Source organism: Selenomonadales bacterium 4137-cl (genome assembly GCA_032334055.1).
Lineage (GTDB): Bacteria > Bacillota > Negativicutes > Sporomusales > UBA7701 > Anaeroselena > Anaeroselena agilis.
Window position 1 is genome coordinate 3,277,229 of record JAUOZS010000001.1, and the last position, 15,976, is coordinate 3,293,204.

Here is a 15,976-nt window from a genome sequence, read left to right on the forward strand (position 1 = left end):
ATTTTAATTAAATAAAGTCATAATGTCAATAAAGTTATTTATAGAACGTTATATCTTTCACTTAATCAACATTAGTATGTTATTGTTGTCACTTTCCTAACTTGTTTATGTGATAGACTTATCTTTCACATACTTTTGATTTATGTAAATTAAAGGCACGCGAGAGAGGCAACGGAAAAGCAAGTGCGTGACGAGACGAACGCGGTCGAAATGTTCTGCCCGTGCCGGGCTTAAAGCCGCTCCCGATTGCCTGCCGGCAGCCTCGCATGCGAAAAGGCCTCCTGATCGCGCTCGGCGACAGGAGGCCTTGTTATGCTTCACTTCCGGGTTGGGGCGCAAGCCGGCGGTTTCCCGTTATTTCGTCAGCAGGTAGACATTGGATACCGAGCCGACGCCGGGCCCGTAGTGCAGGGCGTATATTTTCACATAGACGGTGGTGTTCTGGGGAAGATAGGGGGCAAAATCGATGCTGCCGGGCGAATGATAGACCCCCCGCGGCCCGACCTTCTCGACAAAGCGCCCCTCGTATTTTATCCGGTCATTGCCGCCGCCGACAACCAGTCGCCGGACGGAATACCCGGACTGGAATTCGATAAACAGGAAGCCTGACACGCGCCAGTCCGCGGTACCTTCCGCATTGCCGGCAAGAAGCAGTTTTTGGCCCGGCTGCACGACTACTTCGCCTCTGAAGCCCGGGGTGATGTAACAGGGAACTTTATCGAAGATGGTATCGACCTCGAAGCGGCGCGCTTTTTCGTTGCCGGACATCGGCAGGCTCGCGGCGGAAAACACGTTTATGCTTGTAGTCGGATAGGCGGGCTGCGGGGGGTAATAGGGCGCGGGCGTGACGGCAGGCTGGGCGCCTTGGACAGGGCGCTCGGCGAACCATCCTAATTGCTGGTTCCCCGGCAGCGAGAGCAGCCCGGCCATGGCGGTGTTTTTTGTGCCTCCCTGAAATATGTAGCCCGTGTAACTCTGCGATACTCCGGCCAGGTCGACGGAAAACTCTATCCTGCCGTCGGGGCTGATCTTACCTGTCATCTGCGTATCGGACGATTGTTGGTTGAGCGGATGCAAGACTCCTTCAAGCTGATCGCCTTTTTCGAGCAGGACCATTTTGTACGTCCAGCCGTTAGCGTTCAGTTTCCACTCGCCGGACAGCCCGAAGGGAGAGGCGTTGGCCTGACCTGACAAGGATAACACGACCGCCGCGACGCACAGTATTCTCAAGAACCGCAAAATTATCCCCCTTTTCTTACCGTTGTTTACTTAATTATACCATTATTCGACATGCGGCGGAACGCTTTCCGGCCGTCCGGGCGGCAAATCGTTCTCGTTCCTGCAAAAAAACCACCCCTTAAGGCTGTTTCGCCTTAAGGGGTGATTGGAGCAAGCCAGTATCCGGATTACCCTAACGCTTTGGCTTTGCGGTCAATGGTGGCCGGCGTGCTGGTCACCAGGCTGACGACGGTGAAGACGATGAAGTTGCAGACCAGGGCGACAAAGCCGGCGTTGAGATGCAGCCCGGCGATGGCGAACGGATCCAGCTTGTTGAGAACAAGATAGAAGACGAGGAACTCGCCGACGATGAGGCCGCTGTAGGCGCCGATTTTGGTAGCCCGCTTCCAGAAGAGACCGAGGACGATCATCGGGAAGAACTGGGTGACGCCGGAGTAGCCGGTGAGGAGCAGGTTGACGAGCATGCTGGGGGCGTAGATGGCCAGGGCAAGCGCGACGGCGGTGAGGATGAGAACCAGCGCCTTCGCCAGTTTGGCCTGGGTTTCGTGGCTGGAGCCCTGACCGATCGTACGGCCGTAGACGTTACGGGTGAACAGCATGGAGGTGGAGAGGATGAGGTCGGCGGCCGGGATCATGCAGGCCAGCGCGCCGGCGCCGCCCACCAGGCCGAGGGCCCAGCCGGGGAAGACCTTCTGGACGATGGTCATGAAGGCCATGTCGGGCACCTTGAGGGCCGGGGTGAGGACCAGGAGGGCGGTGAAGCCGATGAGCATCGGGAAGATGAGGCAGATCTGGTAGAGCGGCAGATAGATGGCGTTGTGGCGCAGCACGTCCGGGTTTTTGGCGCTGAAGCTGTTGGCCGAGAAGTGGGGCCACATGTAGAAGCCGAGACTGGTGAGGACGAGGGTGGACATCGCCCAGCTTACGTCGAGGGTCTTGGTACCGCCCGGCAGGGCCAGGAAGCCCGGTTTGGCGGCGTCCAGGGCCTCGAACATGCCGCCGACGCTGCCGAAGAAATGGATGGGCAGCCAGAGGCCGAAGAAGACGACGGCGACGATCATGACGACGTCTTTGATTACGGCGGTGGAGGCAACGCCTTTCAGGCCGCTGAGGTACACGAAGGCGGCGACCATGGTGAAGGCGATGAGCATGGCCGGCACGCGCGGGATAAGGCCGTAGGAGCAGGTTTCGATGATGAGGCCGAGGCCGGTGAGCTGGAGCTGCAGGTACGGCAGCAGGAAGGCCACGCCGACGACGGCGGTGAGGACGCCGAGCCATTTGCTGTCATACATGTGCTCGACGAGGTCGGGCTGGGTCATGAGGCCGTGTTTGCGGCCGATGGGGGAGATGGCGGGCAGGACGTAGTAGCCTACGATGTACGCCAGGGCGCCGTAGCCGAGAATGTAGAAGGTGGGGCCGCCGCGGGCGTATGCCCAGCCGCTGCCGCCGAGGAAGGCGAAGGCGGTGTAGATTTCGCCGGCGAGGATGAACCAGTTGAGCCAGCGTCCGAAGCTGCGGCCGCCGACCGCCCACTCCTCGAGGCTCATTTTTTTGTTCATGCCCGGGATCATACCGACGATGGTGGTACCGATTACGAACGCAAATATTATGGCAAGGGCCATTGTTTCATTGGACATAGTTTTCGTTACCTCCTTTCAGCCTAGGAATCCTGGCCGTTTTTCGAATCCATTCTGTAAAGGATGCTCAGACAAATGAACGCGATCGGGATGGTGCAGCACAGCCAGAAGGCCAAGAAGGGCAGGCCGAAAACTATCGGCTTGACTGTGTTGACGAAAGGAAGCATGCCAATCGTCCAGACAAAGGGGATGAGGGTCAGGATGACTTTTACCGGATTCATTTTTTCACCTCCGCTTAAAATTTTTATTTAAGGTAGGGGCACCTTATGCTCAAGCACGCCGTTGTGCGTTGATTTCCGCCGTTTTTACCGGGCGAGCAGCTTGAGGACCGCCCGAACCATCGTTTCGGCGCCGTAACCGAGGGCGTCTTCGTCGATATCGAATTTGGGGTGATGGTGGGGGTGGATGCAGCCTTTGGCCGGGTTGCCGGCGCCGACGAGGAAGAAGGAGCCGGGGGCTTTGTGCTGGTAGTAGGAGAAGTCTTCGCCGACCATGAGCGGCTTGACGTCCTGGACTTCTACGCCGGCCACCTCGCACCCGGCCTCGGCGATCACCGTGGTGACCTTGGGGCTGTTGACCACCGGCGGGTAACCGAAGATGGGGTCGATGACGTAGCTGGCGCCCGACGCGGCGCAGATGCCGCGGCAGTAGGCCTCCATCTGGCCGAAGACGGCGTCGCGCACGCTCTGGTCGAAGGAGCGGACGGTGCCTTTGAGGACGGCGGTGTCGGGGATGATGTTGAATACTTCGCCGGCTTTAAACATGCCGATGGTGAGGACGGCCTGCTCGCGGGGGTCGACGTTGGCGCCGGTGATGGTGCGGAGGGCTAATACCAGTTGGGAGGCCACGAGGATGGAGTCGACCGTCTGGTGGGGCATTGAGCCGTGGCCGCCTTTGCCCTGGATGGTGATGGTGAATTCGTCGGGGGAGGCCATGAGCGCCCCGTTGGTGACGCCGATGGCGCCGACCGGCAGGGGCTGCCAGAGGTGGGCGCCGACGACAGCGTCGACGCCGTCCATGGCGCCGGCCGCGATCATGATTTCGGCGCCGCCGGGAAAACGCTCCTCGCTGGGCTGGAAGATGAGGCGTACGTTGCCGGGCAGTTCACCCGCCATGGCGGCGAAGGTTTTGGCCGCGCCGAGCAGCATCGCGGCGTGGCCGTCATGGCCGCAGGCGTGGCAGATTCCTTTGTTGAGGGAGCGGTATGGCTGCTCGATTTCGTCGGTGATGGGGAGGGCGTCGATGTCCGCTCTCATGGCGACGGTCTTGCCGCCGGGCGCGCCGGGGATGTCGGCTATGACTCCCGTGCCGCCGGCTGCCCGGGCTTTGACGCCCATCGCCGCGAGCTCGGCGAGAATTTTTTTCTGGGTTTCGTGTTCCTCTCCGCCTACTTCCGGGTGCATCCGGAAGTGCCGCCGCATGGCGACGACGTAGTCGCGGTTGGCCGCGACTTTCTCTGCGATGTTCAAGGGAAAAGCACCTGCCTCTTCGAAGACTGTTTTCCGTTGCTGACTTTCCGTGCGCAGACAATAGTGCGCTAAAGATGTAACTATTTTAACACAAAAAGGGAGTCGCCGGCACTACTAGAATACCTGATAACTCCCCAATTTTCCATGTATACACAAAAATACCGATAATTTTGACGGTAATTATTTGTTTTTCAGGTAGTCGGCCACTTTCGCGAACGCGGCGGCGCTGGCGGCGATGGTGACGGCGATGTCGTCGTCGCTGTGGGCCGAGGACATGAAGGCGGCCTCGAACTGGGAGGGGGCGAGGTAGACGCCCTGGGCGAGCATGGCGTGGAAATAGGTGTTGAAGGCGCCGACGTCGGAGCGTTTGGCGCTGTCGTAGTCGTATACCGGTTCGGCGGTGAAGAATAGGCCGAACATCGACCCGATCTGGTGATGCTGCAGCTCGAAGCCGAATTTCTCGGCCTGAGCCTTGACGCCGGCGCACAGGACGGCCGTCTTTTCGCTCAGCCGGTCGTAGTAGCCGGGGACGCCGATGGCCTTAAGGGTGGTGATGCCGGCCGTCATGGCGAGCGGGTTGCCGCTGAGGGTGCCGGCCTGGTAGACGGGGCCGGCCGGGGCGATGTACTCCATGATGTCGCGCCGGCCGCCGTAGGCGCCGACTGGCAGGCCGCCGCCGATGACTTTGCCGAGGCAGGTGAGGTCGGGGGTGATGCCGAAGGCCGCCTGGGCGCCGCCGTAGGCGACGCGGAAGCCGGACATGACTTCGTCGAAGATGAGCAGGCTTTCGTATTTGGCGGTAAGGTCGCGCACCGCCTGCAGGTAGCCGTCGCGGGGCAGGACGAGGCCCATGTTGCCGGGCACGGGCTCGATGATGACGGCGGCGATGTCCTCGCCGTGGCGGTGGAAGATGTCGGCGAGGCCGGCGATGTCGTTGTAGGCGGCGGTGAGGGTGGTGGCGGCGATGCCTTCGGGCACGCCGGGGCTGTCGGGGATGCCGAGGGTGGTGGCGCCCGAGCCGGCCTTGACTAGCAGGCTGTCGTGGTGGCCGTGGTAGCAGCCGGCGAATTTAACGATTTTGCTGCGTCCGGTGAAGGCGCGGGCAAGGCGGAGGACGCTCATGGTGGCCTCGGTGCCGGAGTTGACGAACCTGACGAGGTCGATGGAGGGGACGGCCGCCTTGACGAGTTCGGCGAGTTCGGTTTCGAGGAGGGTGGGCGCGCCATAGCTGGTGCCGCGGCCTACGGCCTCGCGGAGGGCCTCGGTGACCGCCGGGTGGGCGTGGCCGAGGATCATCGGCCCCCAGGAGCCGACATAGTCGATGTATTGGTTGCCGTCGATGTCGTGGAGGCGACTGCCCTGTGCGGCGGCGATGAAGGGCGGGGTGCCGCCGACGCCGCGGAAGGAGCGGACGGGGCTGTTGACGCCGCCGGGGATGTGCTGTTTGGCTGCTGAGAAGGCGGCGGCGGATTTATCCAGGGTGAAGGCCATCGGTTTTCCCTCCTTGTTAGCCGTTGAGCCACCGGACGGCGTCCGGGGCGTGGTAGGTGATGATGATGTCGGCGCCGGCCCGCTTGAAGCTTGTGAGTGTTTCGAGGACGATGCGCTTTTCCTCGATCCAGCCTTGGGCTGCAGCTGCCTTGACCATCGCGTATTCGCCGCTGACGTTGTAGGTGGCGACCGGCAGGAGGAAGCTGTCTTTGACCTGGCGGACGAGGTCCAGGTAAGCCAGGGCCGGCTTGACCATGACGATGTCGGCGCCTTCCTCGATGTCGAGTTCGACCTCTTTGAGGGCTTCGCGGGCGTTGGCGGGGTCCATCTGGTAGCTGCGGCGGTCGCCGAACTGGGGCGCGGACTGGGCGGCGTCGCGGAAGGGGCCGTAGTAGGCGGAGGCGTATTTGGCGGCGTAGGACATGATGCTGACGTTGTCGTAGCCGTTGTCGTCAAGGGCGAAGCGGATGGCGGCCACCCGCCCGTCCATCATGTCGGAGGGGGCGACCATGTCGGCGCCGGCGACAGCGTGGCTGAGGGCGGTTTTGGCGAGCAGCCCGAGGGTGGCGTCGTTGTCGACGTCGTCGCCTTTGATGAGGCCGCAGTGGCCGTGGCTGGTGTATTCGCACATGCAGACGTCGCTGATGACTGCCAGGCCGGGGACGGCGTCCTTGATGCGGGCGATGGCCCGCTGCACCGGGGCATTGGCGTCCCAGGCGCTCGAACCCTGCTCGTCTTTGTATTCCGGCAGGCCGAAGACGAGCACGGCTGGGATGCCGAGGCCGCGGGCCATTTTCGCCTCTTCGACCGCCATGTCGGCCGAGAGGTGATGGATGCCGGGCATGGAGGGTATCTCGCTCCGGACCCTTTCACCGGGGACGACGAACAGGGGATAGACGAAGTCGGCGGGGGTGAGAACTGTTTCCCGCACCAGGGCGCGGATGGGTTCGCTGGCCCGCAGGCGGCGCGGGCGGATGTAGGGTTTTGTCATTCTTAACCCTCCTTGTATAGGTTGCCGATGGCTTCGACGAGGCCGGCGACGGTGAATTCGTCGGCGACGATGTCAGGCTTTATCCCTTTTTCAATACAGGTGGAAGCTGTGATCGGGCCGATGCAGGCCACTTTGGCTTTGGCGATCAGGGCCAGGCCGCCCGCCCCCAGCAGGTCGAGCAGGTTGGTGACGGTGGAGGAACTGGTGAAGGTGATCAGGTCGATGGCGCCGGCTGTCAGCCTTGCGGCGAGGTCAGCCCCGTCGCCGCCGCCGTTGACGGTGCGGTAGGCGGTGACGACGTCGACGGCTGCGCCCATTGCGCGCAGCTTTTCGGGGAGGAGGTCGCGGGCGACTTCAGCCCGCGGGATGAGGACTTTCATCCCCGGTTTGACGAGGTCTTCGAGAGCGGCGACGATGCCTTCGGCGCGGAATTCGGCCGGGACGACGTCGGCGAGGATGCCCTGGCGGCGGAGTCTGTCGGCGGTGGCGACGCCGATGGCGGCAATTTTGCGGCCGCCGAGGGCGCGGGCGTCGCGGCCGGCGGCGTGCAGCCGGGCGAAGAAGTGGTCGACGCCGTTGGCGCTGGTGAAGATGAGCCAGTCGTAGGCGGCGAGGCTGCCGACGGCGGCGTCGAGGGCGTCGTAGCTTTCGGGGGGGACAATTTTTATCGCCGGCGCTTCGATGCATTCCGCGCCCAGTTCTTCGAGGGCGGCGGTGAGGACGCTGGCCTGCTCGCGGGCCCGGGTGACGAGCACCTTTTTGCCGAACAGCGGTCTTTTATCGAACCAGGCAAGCTTGTCGCGCAAGGTCGCGACTTCGCCGACGAGGAAGATGGCCGGGGGTTTGAGGCCGGTGGCGGCAACATCGGCGGCCGCCTTGCCGACGGTGGTGACGAGCACTTCCTGCTCGGGCTTGGTGCCCCAGCGGATGACGGCCGCGGGGGTGGCCGGGGAACGGCCGTGCTCGATGAGTTTGGCGGTGATATGGGGGAGGTTCTCGATTCCCATGAGGAAGACGAGGGTGTCGGCGCCGTGGGCGAGTTTGTCCCAGCGGAGGGAGGACTCGGTCTTGGCGGGGTCTTCGTGGCCGGTGATGACGGCGAAGGAGGTGGCAATGCCGCGATGGGTGACGGGGATGCCGGCGTAGGCGGGAACGGCGATCGCCGAGGTGACGCCGGGCACGATTTCGAATGGGATGCCGGCGGCGACGAGTTCGAGGGCCTCTTCCCCGCCCCGGCCGAAGACGAACGGGTCGCCGCCCTTGAGGCGGACGACGGTTTTGCCCTCGGCGGCCTTGGCGACGAGCAGGGCGTTGATGCCTTCCTGGCTGAGGGTATGGTCGCTGGATGCCTTGCCGACATAGATTAGTTCCGCGTCGGGGCGGGCATGGGCGAGCAGCCGGTCGTCGGCCAGGCGGTCGTAGACGAGGCAGTCGGCCTTGGCGATGCATTCCTGGCCTTTGACACTGATGAGTTTATAATCCCCGGGGCCGGCGCCCACGAGGTATACCATGCCTTTATTCATTCTTTTCCTCCTTGCCGTAGCCCACCAGGCCGGCGAGTATGTCGCGGCCGCCGGCCGCGTACATGCGGCGGGCCAAAGAGCGGCCGAGGGCTTCGGCATCCGCCGGCGGGCCGCTGATGGCGTCCGCCAGTCTGGTTTTGCCGTCGCCGGACAGGATAACGGCGTCGAGCACCAGCCCGGCACGTTCGATGCGGCCGAATACGCCGATGGGCACCTGGCAGCCGCCCTCCACCTCGTTCAGAAAGGCCCGTTCGGCGGCGGCGGCGGCGGCCGTTTCCCGGTGATGGAGGAAGGCGAGCATTTCGAGAACCCGGGTGTCGCCTTCGCGGACCTCGATGGCCAGCGCCCCCTGCCCCACCGCCGGCAGGCATATTTCCCGCGGCAGTATCTGAGTGATGCGGTCGTCCCAGCCCAGGCGTCTGAGGCCGGCAACGGCCAGAACGATGGCGTCGAGCTGCTGGCTGGCGAGTTTAGCCAATCGGGTATCGAGGTTGCCGCGCAGGTCGGTGATGACGAGGTCGGGCCGGTAGGCCAGGAGCTGGGCTTTGCGCCTGAGGCTGGAGGTGCCGACCCGCGCGCCGCGCGGCAGGTTGTCGATGGTCTGGTATTGGGGGCTGACGAGGGCGTCGCCGGGGTCGACCCGCTCGGTGACGGCGCCAAGGACGAGTCCGGGTGGCAGTTCGGTGGGCATGTCCTTGAGACTGTGGACGGCGAGGTCGATGCCGCCGGTGAGGAGCTCTTTTTCCAGTTCCTTGGTGAACAGGCCCTTGCCGCCGATTTTGGCCAGCGGTACGTCGAGGATTTTGTCACCGGTGGTGAGGATATGCTTGAGGGTTACTTCGCAGCCGGGGTGGCGCTCGCTTATGCGGCCGGCGATGTGGTTCGCCTGCCAGAGAGCGAGTTTACTGCCGCGGGTGCCTACGACAAGTTTCGAGGTCACGGCGTCCTTCCTCTCCTGCTTCTTCGAGTTTAAAAAGGGTGCGCAGCGCTTCCAGGTAGTAGTGCTCCCGGCCGGTGCCCGCCGCCTCGGTGATGTTTAGGATGGGATCGCGGAGGATTTTGCGCAGCAGCATCTTGGACATGTTTTCGATGACCCGGCGCTCTTCGGGGGCGGCGTCGGGCAGTTTGGCGAGGGCCCGCTTGAGCACCCGCTGACGGATGTTCTCGGCTTTGTCCTTGAGCCCCGCAAGGGTGGGCCGGAAGGCGAGGTAGCGGAATTTGGCCAGCACCTCGGCAACCGCTTCTTCGATGATGATCTCGGCGGCCTGGGCTTCCTGGACTCTTTCGCGCATGTTGGATTCGACGACCGCCTCGAGGGCGTCGATGTTATAGAGGCTGGCGCCGGCGATGGCCGCGACCTCGGGCTCGACGTCGCGGGGGACGGCGATGTCGATGAAGATGATCGGCCGGCCGCCGCGCTTGGGCATGAGGTGGGCGACGTCCCAGGCGCGGATTATGTAGTGGGGCGCGCCGGTGGAGGTGATTACGATGTCGGCGTCGACGGCCGATTTCATGAAGTCCTCAAAGGGGACGGCCACGCCGCGGAATTTTTCCGCGAGGGCCACGGCCCGGTCAAAGTTGCGGTTTGATACGAACACCGTCCTGACGCCGTTGTCGACGAGGTGGCGGGCGGTGAGTTCGCTCATTTCGCCGGCGCCGAGCAGGAGGATGTTGGAGTGGGACAGGTCGCCGAAAACTTTCTTGGCCAGCTCTACGGCGGCATAGCTGACGGATACGGCGTTGTAGGCGATGCGCGTCCTGGTCCGCACCTTTTTGCCGGCGGCGATGGCCCGGTGGAAAAGGGTGTTGAGGACGGTACCGGTGGTGCCGCTGTCGCGGGCGATGGAGTAGGCCTTTTTCACCTGGCTGAGGATCTGGCCTTCGCCGACGACAAGGGAGTCGAGGCTGGCCGCGACCCTGAGAAGGTGGCGGACGCATTCCTCTTCCTGGTAGTAGAAGAGGTAGTCGGCGACGTCGAAGCGGCCGCCCGTCATGCTGGCCAGATATTCCTCCAGCACCGGCAGGGCGTCGTCGGCGTCGTCGAGGACGGCGTACATTTCGGTGCGATTGCAGGTGGACAGGATGGCGCATTCGAAAATTTCTTCGTATTCGTTGAGATGCCTCAGTCCGTGGCGGATCTGGTCCTCGGACAGGGAAAAGCATTCACGGATTTCTACCGGGGCGGTTTTATGATTGAGTCCCAAAACGACTAACTGCATCGATTATCTTCTCCTCCGCCTCTCGCTCTTTGCCGGCGCGCAGCAGGGCGAGAATTTCCCCGTCCAGAGCTTCGCGCCAGAATTCCCCCCGCGCCGCGGCGGTGGCGAGACGTTCCTTGACTTCGTCGCGCAGCTTGGAAAGCAACGTAAGATATGGTCCGTATTCGGGACCGTAGCGCTCCGCCAGCTCCTGGCGGAGCCGGCGGGCGAAGGCCGGGCTGCGGCCGCCGGTGGACACGGTGATCAGAAGGTCGCCGCGGGCTATGGCGGCGGGCACGGTGAAATCGCACAGTTCGGGGGCGTCGGCCACGTTGACGAGCGCCCCGCCGGCCCGCGCCTCGGCGGCGGCCTGGCGGTTTACGGCAGGGTCATCGGTTGCGCAGATGACGATAAAAAAAATTCCTATCGCTCCCGGCCGGTAGGCGGCCGGCTTATGGACGATTTCGCCGCCGGCGGCGAGAGCCGCCAGATGCGGCGTAAGCAGCGGGCTGAGCACGGTTACGCGGGCCGCGGCAGCCAGCAGGGCCCCGACCTTGCGTTCGGCGACCGCCCCGCCGCCGACGACCAGGCATTCGCGCCTGGCAAGCCTTAAGTTTACTGGATAGTAAGCCATTTCCCCTTCTCCCATAACCCTCTAGTAATTCAGCGTTAAGGGCGGAATATCCTCCTTGCTTAGGCCGTTCAGCCCCCTCAGCTGGAAGACGGTCCGAAGATCGTCTGTAGCTAGTCGGTTTGGCCGGGCGGAGGCGTCTTTACCTCCGCCGACGGCAAGCCGAAATATGCTTCCAGGACTTTGCGCGCGACCGGTGCGGCCGCCACCGAGCCGTCGCCGCCGTCTTCGATAAGGGCGGCCACGACGACTTCCGGTTTGTCCGCCGGCGCGTAACAGGCGAACCAGGAGTGGGTGGTGCCCCGCCCCGTCTCCGCCGACCCCGTCTTGCCGGCCGCCGTTCGTTTGAAGCCCTGGAATACGGTGGTTGCCGTTCCCCGGCTGACGACGCCTTCCAGGCCGCGACTGATGGTTTCCCAGGTTTCAGGGGCTAGGTAGACGGTGCGGGCGACGGACGGGGCAAGCTTTTGCCGCGGCGTGCCGTCGGTGTCAAGCACTTTGTCGACCAGGACCGGCCGGTAGATTACGCCGCCGTTGGCTACGGCCATAAGCAGCTCGGCCTGCTGGAGGAGGGTGGCCAGGTAGTAGCCCTGGCCGATGGCGGCGATGATCGTCTCGCCGGGGTACCAGGGCTTGCTGTAGGTGGTTGTTTTCCATTCCTCGGTAGGCACGAAGCCGCCGGCTTCCCCCGGGAGGCCAATGCCGGTCGGTTTGCCGAATCCGAAGGTGAGCGCGTAGGCGGCGAGCGTGTCGGCGCCCATGCGGCGGCCGAGCTCGTAGAAGACGGGGTCGCTGGACATGGCGATGGCGCCTTCGAGGTTTAGTTTCCCCAGCCCTTTGGGGTTCCAGCCGAAGAAGTCCCACCCGCCGAGGGTATAGACCCCTTTGTCTTCGAAAATCTCCGCCGGCGTGACCAGGCCGCGATCGAGGGCGGCGGCGGCGGTGACGATTTTGAACACCGATCCGGGAGGGTAGGCGTTCTGGGTGACCCTGTCGGTGAGAGGGTTGTCGGGGTTGCCCAGCAGGGCAGCCCAATCCCTGGCGGATATGCCGGCGGCAAAAGCGTTGGGGTCGAAGGCGGGGCTGCTGGCGAGAACGAGGACGGCGCCGCTCCGGACGTCGAGGGCGATGACGCCGCCCCCTTTGGCCGGCTCGCCGATGCCTCTGCTGACGGCGATCTGGGCCGCGAGGATTTCTTCGGCCGCTTTCTGCAGGTTGGCGTCGAGCGTCAGCACGAGTCCTTTACCGGGGATGGCCGCTTTTTCGCCTGCTGCTCCGATTTCCTCGCCGCGGGCGTTGACTTCGACTTCGCGCCCTCCGGGCGTGCCGCGGAGGGTATCTTCCCAGACCAGTTCCAAGCCGTCTTTGCCGATGAGATCGGCGGGGCTGTAGCCGGCGGTTTTGCGAGCGGCGTATTCTTCGGCGCTTATGCGCCCGACATAGCCAAGTACATGAGCGGCCAATTGGCCGTAGACGTAGTGGCGCACGGGGACGGCTTCGATGACGACGCCGGGCAGGGCGGCCTTGCGCTCCTCGACTTTGGCGAGGAGCGCGGGGCCGGCGTCGCGGATAACCGGTACAGGGGTATAGGGAGCGGCCTTGGCGGCCGCGAGCAGTGCCTCGATTTCGCCGCGCGAAAGGCCGGCAAGTTCGGCGAGGAAGGGGGTTGCCGTCTGCGGGTCGGCGTATTCGGCCGGGATTATTGATACGGCGAAACTCGGCCGACTGCTTACGAGAACGGCGCCGTTGCGGTCGTAGATGGTGCCGCGCGGCGCCTGTGTATAGTGCCGCCGCAGGCGGTTGTCCTCGGCGATCTTTTTGTATTGGGCGCCCTGGAGAAGCTGCATCCAGGCCAGGCGAAAGACCAGCAGGCCGACGACGGCGACGACCAGCAGGGCCAGCACGCGCAGCCGCCGCGTGCTTTCGATTTCAAACATCGCAATACTCCTCCGGCAGCCGTGTCGCTAACTTTTTTATTGTTCCCGCAGGCAAAAAAAATAGCCCCCGGAGGGGGGACTATCGGATTGTCCCAAAACCAGAGGCCGTTCAGAACCCCCTAGATGCAAGGCGCACCGGAAGGGCGCGCCGCGCCGCGTACACGGAAGTACGCAAGCAAACGACCTGAGGAGCAACGAAGCAGATGGGGGGTTATCAACGGCCGAGTTTATTTGTAGTCTTTGCCGATGTATACGGTGGCATCCACCGCCTGCCTCTCGTTCTTGATCTGCAGGACGTATTTGAACGGCAGGCTGGTGAGCTGGTTGACGATTGTGCCGCTGGTGGAGTAGGAAACGACGAGGGTGGTGCTGACCGGCGCGGCGCTGGTAGTGACGCCGGTAACCTGGAAGCCGCGGGCTTTGAGGATGCCGGCCATTTTGGGGCCGAGACCGGGGTTGCCGCTGGCGTTGACGACGGCGACGGCGATTTTGCCGGGTACCGGAGGTGAGGCTTTCGGGGCTGCAGCCGGCTTTTTGGCGGGTTTGGCGGCAGGCTCCTTGGTCGGGGCGGCCGCTTTGGGGGCCTCGTGGACTTTCATCTCCCGCGGGATGGAGCGCTCGTACTCGGCGGCTAGCTTTTCGGCCTCTGCAAGTTGTTTGCCGCTCAGTTCGCCCCCCTGGATACGGGCGATATGCTCACGAAGGGCGACGATGTCGGGCAGCCAGTAGCTGATGTCGTGGATGTACGCGGGGCGGCCGGGCACCATGTCGGTTTTGAGGCCTTTTTTATGGGCGTCGTTGAGGAGTTTAGCCATGCTGAGCATCTCGCCGGTGGACATGTTGGTGTTGACCGCCGTACTGACTTCACGGATGATTGCCGGCACACGGGTGATGATGGACGGGCTGGTTACCTTCTCCAGCATGGCTTTGATGAATTTCTGCTGCCGCTCGATGCGGCCGATGTCGCCGTCCTCCCCCCGGTAGCGCACGTATTTGATGGCTGTCTTGCCGTTCATGTGCTGGGGGCCGGGGCGAAAGTCGATGAGGAGGTCGTCGTACGGGTCCCGGTAGTACATCCTTTTCTCGACATCGATATCCACACCGCCGACCGCGTCGACGATCTTGCCGAAGGAGGCGAAGTTGATCACAACGTAATAGTCGAAGGGGATGCCGAGCAGTTCTTCGGCCGCCTGCTGGGATAGTTTTTCCCTGCCGTTGGCGTAGGCGTGGTTAATCTTGTCCCAGCCGCGTCCGGGAATTTTCACCCTGGTGTCGCGGGGGACGGACAGGAGAGCCGCCTCCTTGCTGCCGGTGTCGACCGTTACGGCGAACATGGTGTCGGAGCGGCCTACGTCTCCGGACCGCTCGTCGACCCCGAGGACGAGCACGTTGATTTTGTCTGCCGAAAATAGCAGGCCGCCGGTGCGGACGACCCTGTGCCAATTGCTGAGGGTGCCTCCGAACCAGATGTAGGAGGCGCCGACGGTCAGCAGGAACAGGATGATGCAGGTGGCGACAAGCCAATTGCGTCTTTTGTGGATGGTGCGCTGCTCGGACAGGCGCCGTTCAAGACGAGTGGTCAAGGGTCGCAGTCCTCCTCTCGCGGGCTAAAAAACAAGCCCCCGTTTGTGGGGGCGGTTGATTAAAGTATAGCAAATTTCGCGCTTAATCGTCAATGCGCCCCAGTAATAATCTGCCGCTGGCGGTGCAGGGACCGGGTCGACTCGTGCCGTCCGGTAAAGATGCTAAACGACTTTGTAGCCGGCCTCTTCGACGGCGTGCTTGATATCGTCCAGGCTGTTTTTGGCGGTGTCGAAGTCGATCTTGAGCGCCTTGGCGGCCAGGTCTACTTCCGCCGCCATCACGCCAGGCAGGGCCCGCACGGCTTTTTCGACTGCCGCTTTGCAGTGGTTGCAGGTCATGCCTTCAACCGTCAGGGTACATTTTTCGATGCTGCCGCCGTGGCAGCCGCAGGTTTTGCACATGTTATTTCCCTCCTGAGTTAAAGTTTGTCGGTTACCGCTTTTACCTTGCCAGCCATTGTCAATACTTTGTCGCGACGGTCATCGACGCGAATCAGGGTCGAAACCCGCTGGGCGCCGGCGGTGAAGGGAACTTCGTGCATCCGCCTGATGACTTCCAGGATGCGGTCGAGGTCGCCTTCGATGATGGTGGCCATAGGGGTGAGCTGGTGTTTGAGGTCGGTGGCTTCTTCGAGCACCTTGTGGCAGGCGGCGACGTACTTGCTGATGCTGGGCGTCGCCGTGCCCATCGGGGCGATCGTTACTTCTACGATTGCCATGGTGTTACCTCCTGTCTACTTTTTCAAGAGGGCGAGGATCTGCCGGCAGAATTCCGGCAGGTCGGCGGGGGTCCTCGAGGTGACGATCCCGGCGTCGATTATCGCCGGCAGGTCGTGATAGATTGCGCCGGCGTTGAGGATGTCGGTCAGCACTGATTTGTAGCAGGTGACGTTGATGCCGCGGATTATATCGGCTTCGATGAGCATCTGCGGACCGTGGCAAATGGCGCCGATGACCAGTTTGCGCTCGTGGGCGGCCTTGACCAGCTCGACCAGTCCGTCGTTGATCCGCATCCGGTCCGGAGCCTGGCCTCCGGGGATGATGATGGCTACGTATGAGCCGATGTCCGCTTCGTCAGGCGCGAGCATCGCGGTCAGCGGGTAGCCGTGTTTGCCCTTGTAGACGGCGCCCTTCGCCGGCCCGACGATGTCGACGGCGTAGCCGGCCTCCTGCATGCGGTAATACGGGTAGATGGCTTCGGCGTCCTCGAAGCCGTTTTCGACCAGCAACAAGACCTTTTCCAAGACATTCCCGCCTTTCCCTTGTCATCTTGCCAT

The 15,976-nt window shown here is 63.1% G+C and carries 15 protein-coding genes; all 15 read right to left on the minus strand.

The window, feature by feature from the left end:
- Nucleotides 1-354: 354 nt before the first annotated feature.
- On the minus strand, nt 355-1,239 hold the full coding sequence (locus tag Q4T40_17150) for a hypothetical protein (protein MDT8902973.1): 885 nt from the start codon (nt 1,237-1,239) through the stop codon (nt 355-357).
- Nucleotides 1,240-1,406: 167 nt separating this feature from the next.
- The gene (locus Q4T40_17155) at nt 1,407-2,876 is read right to left on the minus strand and encodes a sodium:solute symporter family protein (GenBank protein MDT8902974.1); all 1,470 of its coding nucleotides are present in this window, start codon (nt 2,874-2,876) and stop codon (nt 1,407-1,409) included.
- 23 nt (nt 2,877-2,899) lie between these two features.
- Nucleotides 2,900-3,097 (minus strand): DUF3311 domain-containing protein, encoded by a 198-nt coding sequence (locus Q4T40_17160; GenBank protein ID MDT8902975.1) that lies wholly within the window; start codon nt 3,095-3,097, stop codon nt 2,900-2,902.
- Nucleotides 3,098-3,181: 84 nt separating this feature from the next.
- Nucleotides 3,182-4,297 (minus strand): amidohydrolase, encoded by a 1,116-nt coding sequence (locus Q4T40_17165; protein MDT8902976.1) that lies wholly within the window; start codon nt 4,295-4,297, stop codon nt 3,182-3,184.
- 228 nt (nt 4,298-4,525) lie between these two features.
- The gene (gene hemL, locus Q4T40_17170; protein MDT8902977.1) at nt 4,526-5,836 is read right to left on the minus strand and encodes a glutamate-1-semialdehyde 2,1-aminomutase; all 1,311 of its coding nucleotides are present in this window, start codon (nt 5,834-5,836) and stop codon (nt 4,526-4,528) included.
- Between the two features lie 16 nt (nt 5,837-5,852).
- A complete protein-coding gene (hemB, locus tag Q4T40_17175) occupies nt 5,853-6,827 on the minus strand; it encodes a porphobilinogen synthase (protein MDT8902978.1) in 975 nt (324 codons plus the stop codon).
- Between the two features lie 2 nt (nt 6,828-6,829).
- On the minus strand, nt 6,830-8,350 hold the full coding sequence (gene cobA, locus Q4T40_17180) for a uroporphyrinogen-III C-methyltransferase (protein MDT8902979.1): 1,521 nt from the start codon (nt 8,348-8,350) through the stop codon (nt 6,830-6,832).
- On the minus strand, nt 8,343-9,290 hold the full coding sequence (gene hemC, locus Q4T40_17185) for a hydroxymethylbilane synthase (protein MDT8902980.1): 948 nt from the start codon (nt 9,288-9,290) through the stop codon (nt 8,343-8,345). Before hemC ends, cobA begins: the two co-directional genes overlap by 8 nt.
- A complete protein-coding gene (hemA, locus tag Q4T40_17190) occupies nt 9,253-10,569 on the minus strand; it encodes a glutamyl-tRNA reductase (protein MDT8902981.1) in 1,317 nt (438 codons plus the stop codon). The genes hemC and hemA overlap by 38 nt, the downstream gene beginning before the upstream one ends.
- A complete protein-coding gene (locus Q4T40_17195) occupies nt 10,538-11,182 on the minus strand; it encodes a bifunctional precorrin-2 dehydrogenase/sirohydrochlorin ferrochelatase (protein ID MDT8902982.1) in 645 nt (214 codons plus the stop codon). Before Q4T40_17195 ends, hemA begins: the two co-directional genes overlap by 32 nt.
- Nucleotides 11,183-11,292: 110 nt before the next feature.
- The gene (gene mrdA, locus Q4T40_17200; protein MDT8902983.1) at nt 11,293-13,116 is read right to left on the minus strand and encodes a penicillin-binding protein 2; all 1,824 of its coding nucleotides are present in this window, start codon (nt 13,114-13,116) and stop codon (nt 11,293-11,295) included.
- Nucleotides 13,117-13,343: 227 nt separating this feature from the next.
- The gene (locus tag Q4T40_17205) at nt 13,344-14,699 is read right to left on the minus strand and encodes an LCP family protein (protein ID MDT8902984.1); all 1,356 of its coding nucleotides are present in this window, start codon (nt 14,697-14,699) and stop codon (nt 13,344-13,346) included.
- 162 nt (nt 14,700-14,861) lie between these two features.
- Entirely contained in the window at nt 14,862-15,101 is a 240-nt protein-coding gene (locus Q4T40_17210) for a copper ion binding protein (GenBank protein ID MDT8902985.1), read from the minus strand.
- Between the two features lie 17 nt (nt 15,102-15,118).
- Nucleotides 15,119-15,418, minus strand: a complete 300-nt coding sequence (locus Q4T40_17215) for an MTH1187 family thiamine-binding protein (GenBank protein MDT8902986.1) — start codon at nt 15,416-15,418, stop codon at nt 15,119-15,121.
- A 15-nt stretch (nt 15,419-15,433) separates the two neighbouring features.
- Nucleotides 15,434-15,943: a type 1 glutamine amidotransferase domain-containing protein gene (locus Q4T40_17220; protein MDT8902987.1), complete on the minus strand. Its 510-nt coding sequence runs from the start codon at nt 15,941-15,943 to the stop codon at nt 15,434-15,436.
- Between the last annotated feature and the right edge of the window lie 33 nt (nt 15,944-15,976).

What these genes read in the sequence shown, in the direction of transcription:
- Q4T40_17155 (MDT8902974.1), bottom strand. Translation starts at nt 2,876, where the DNA reads ATGTCCAATGAAACAATGGCCCTTGCCATAATATTTGCGTTCGTAATC.
- Q4T40_17195 (MDT8902982.1), bottom strand. Translation starts at nt 11,182, where the DNA reads ATGGCTTACTATCCAGTAAACTTAAGGCTTGCCAGGCGCGAATGCCTG.
- mrdA (MDT8902983.1), bottom strand. Translation starts at nt 13,116, where the DNA reads ATGTTTGAAATCGAAAGCACGCGGCGGCTGCGCGTGCTGGCCCTGCTG.
- hemL (MDT8902977.1), bottom strand. Translation starts at nt 5,836, where the DNA reads ATGGCCTTCACCCTGGATAAATCCGCCGCCGCCTTCTCAGCAGCCAAA.
- hemA (MDT8902981.1), bottom strand. Translation starts at nt 10,569, where the DNA reads ATGCAGTTAGTCGTTTTGGGACTCAATCATAAAACCGCCCCGGTAGAA.
- Q4T40_17165 (MDT8902976.1), bottom strand. Translation starts at nt 4,297, where the DNA reads ATGCGGCGGCACTTCCGGATGCACCCGGAAGTAGGCGGAGAGGAACAC.
- cobA (MDT8902979.1), bottom strand. Translation starts at nt 8,350, where the DNA reads ATGAATAAAGGCATGGTATACCTCGTGGGCGCCGGCCCCGGGGATTAT.
- Q4T40_17160 (MDT8902975.1), bottom strand. Translation starts at nt 3,097, where the DNA reads ATGAATCCGGTAAAAGTCATCCTGACCCTCATCCCCTTTGTCTGGACG.
- Q4T40_17215 (MDT8902986.1), bottom strand. Translation starts at nt 15,418, where the DNA reads ATGGCAATCGTAGAAGTAACGATCGCCCCGATGGGCACGGCGACGCCC.
- hemB (MDT8902978.1), bottom strand. Translation starts at nt 6,827, where the DNA reads ATGACAAAACCCTACATCCGCCCGCGCCGCCTGCGGGCCAGCGAACCC.
- Q4T40_17210 (MDT8902985.1), bottom strand. Translation starts at nt 15,101, where the DNA reads ATGTGCAAAACCTGCGGCTGCCACGGCGGCAGCATCGAAAAATGTACC.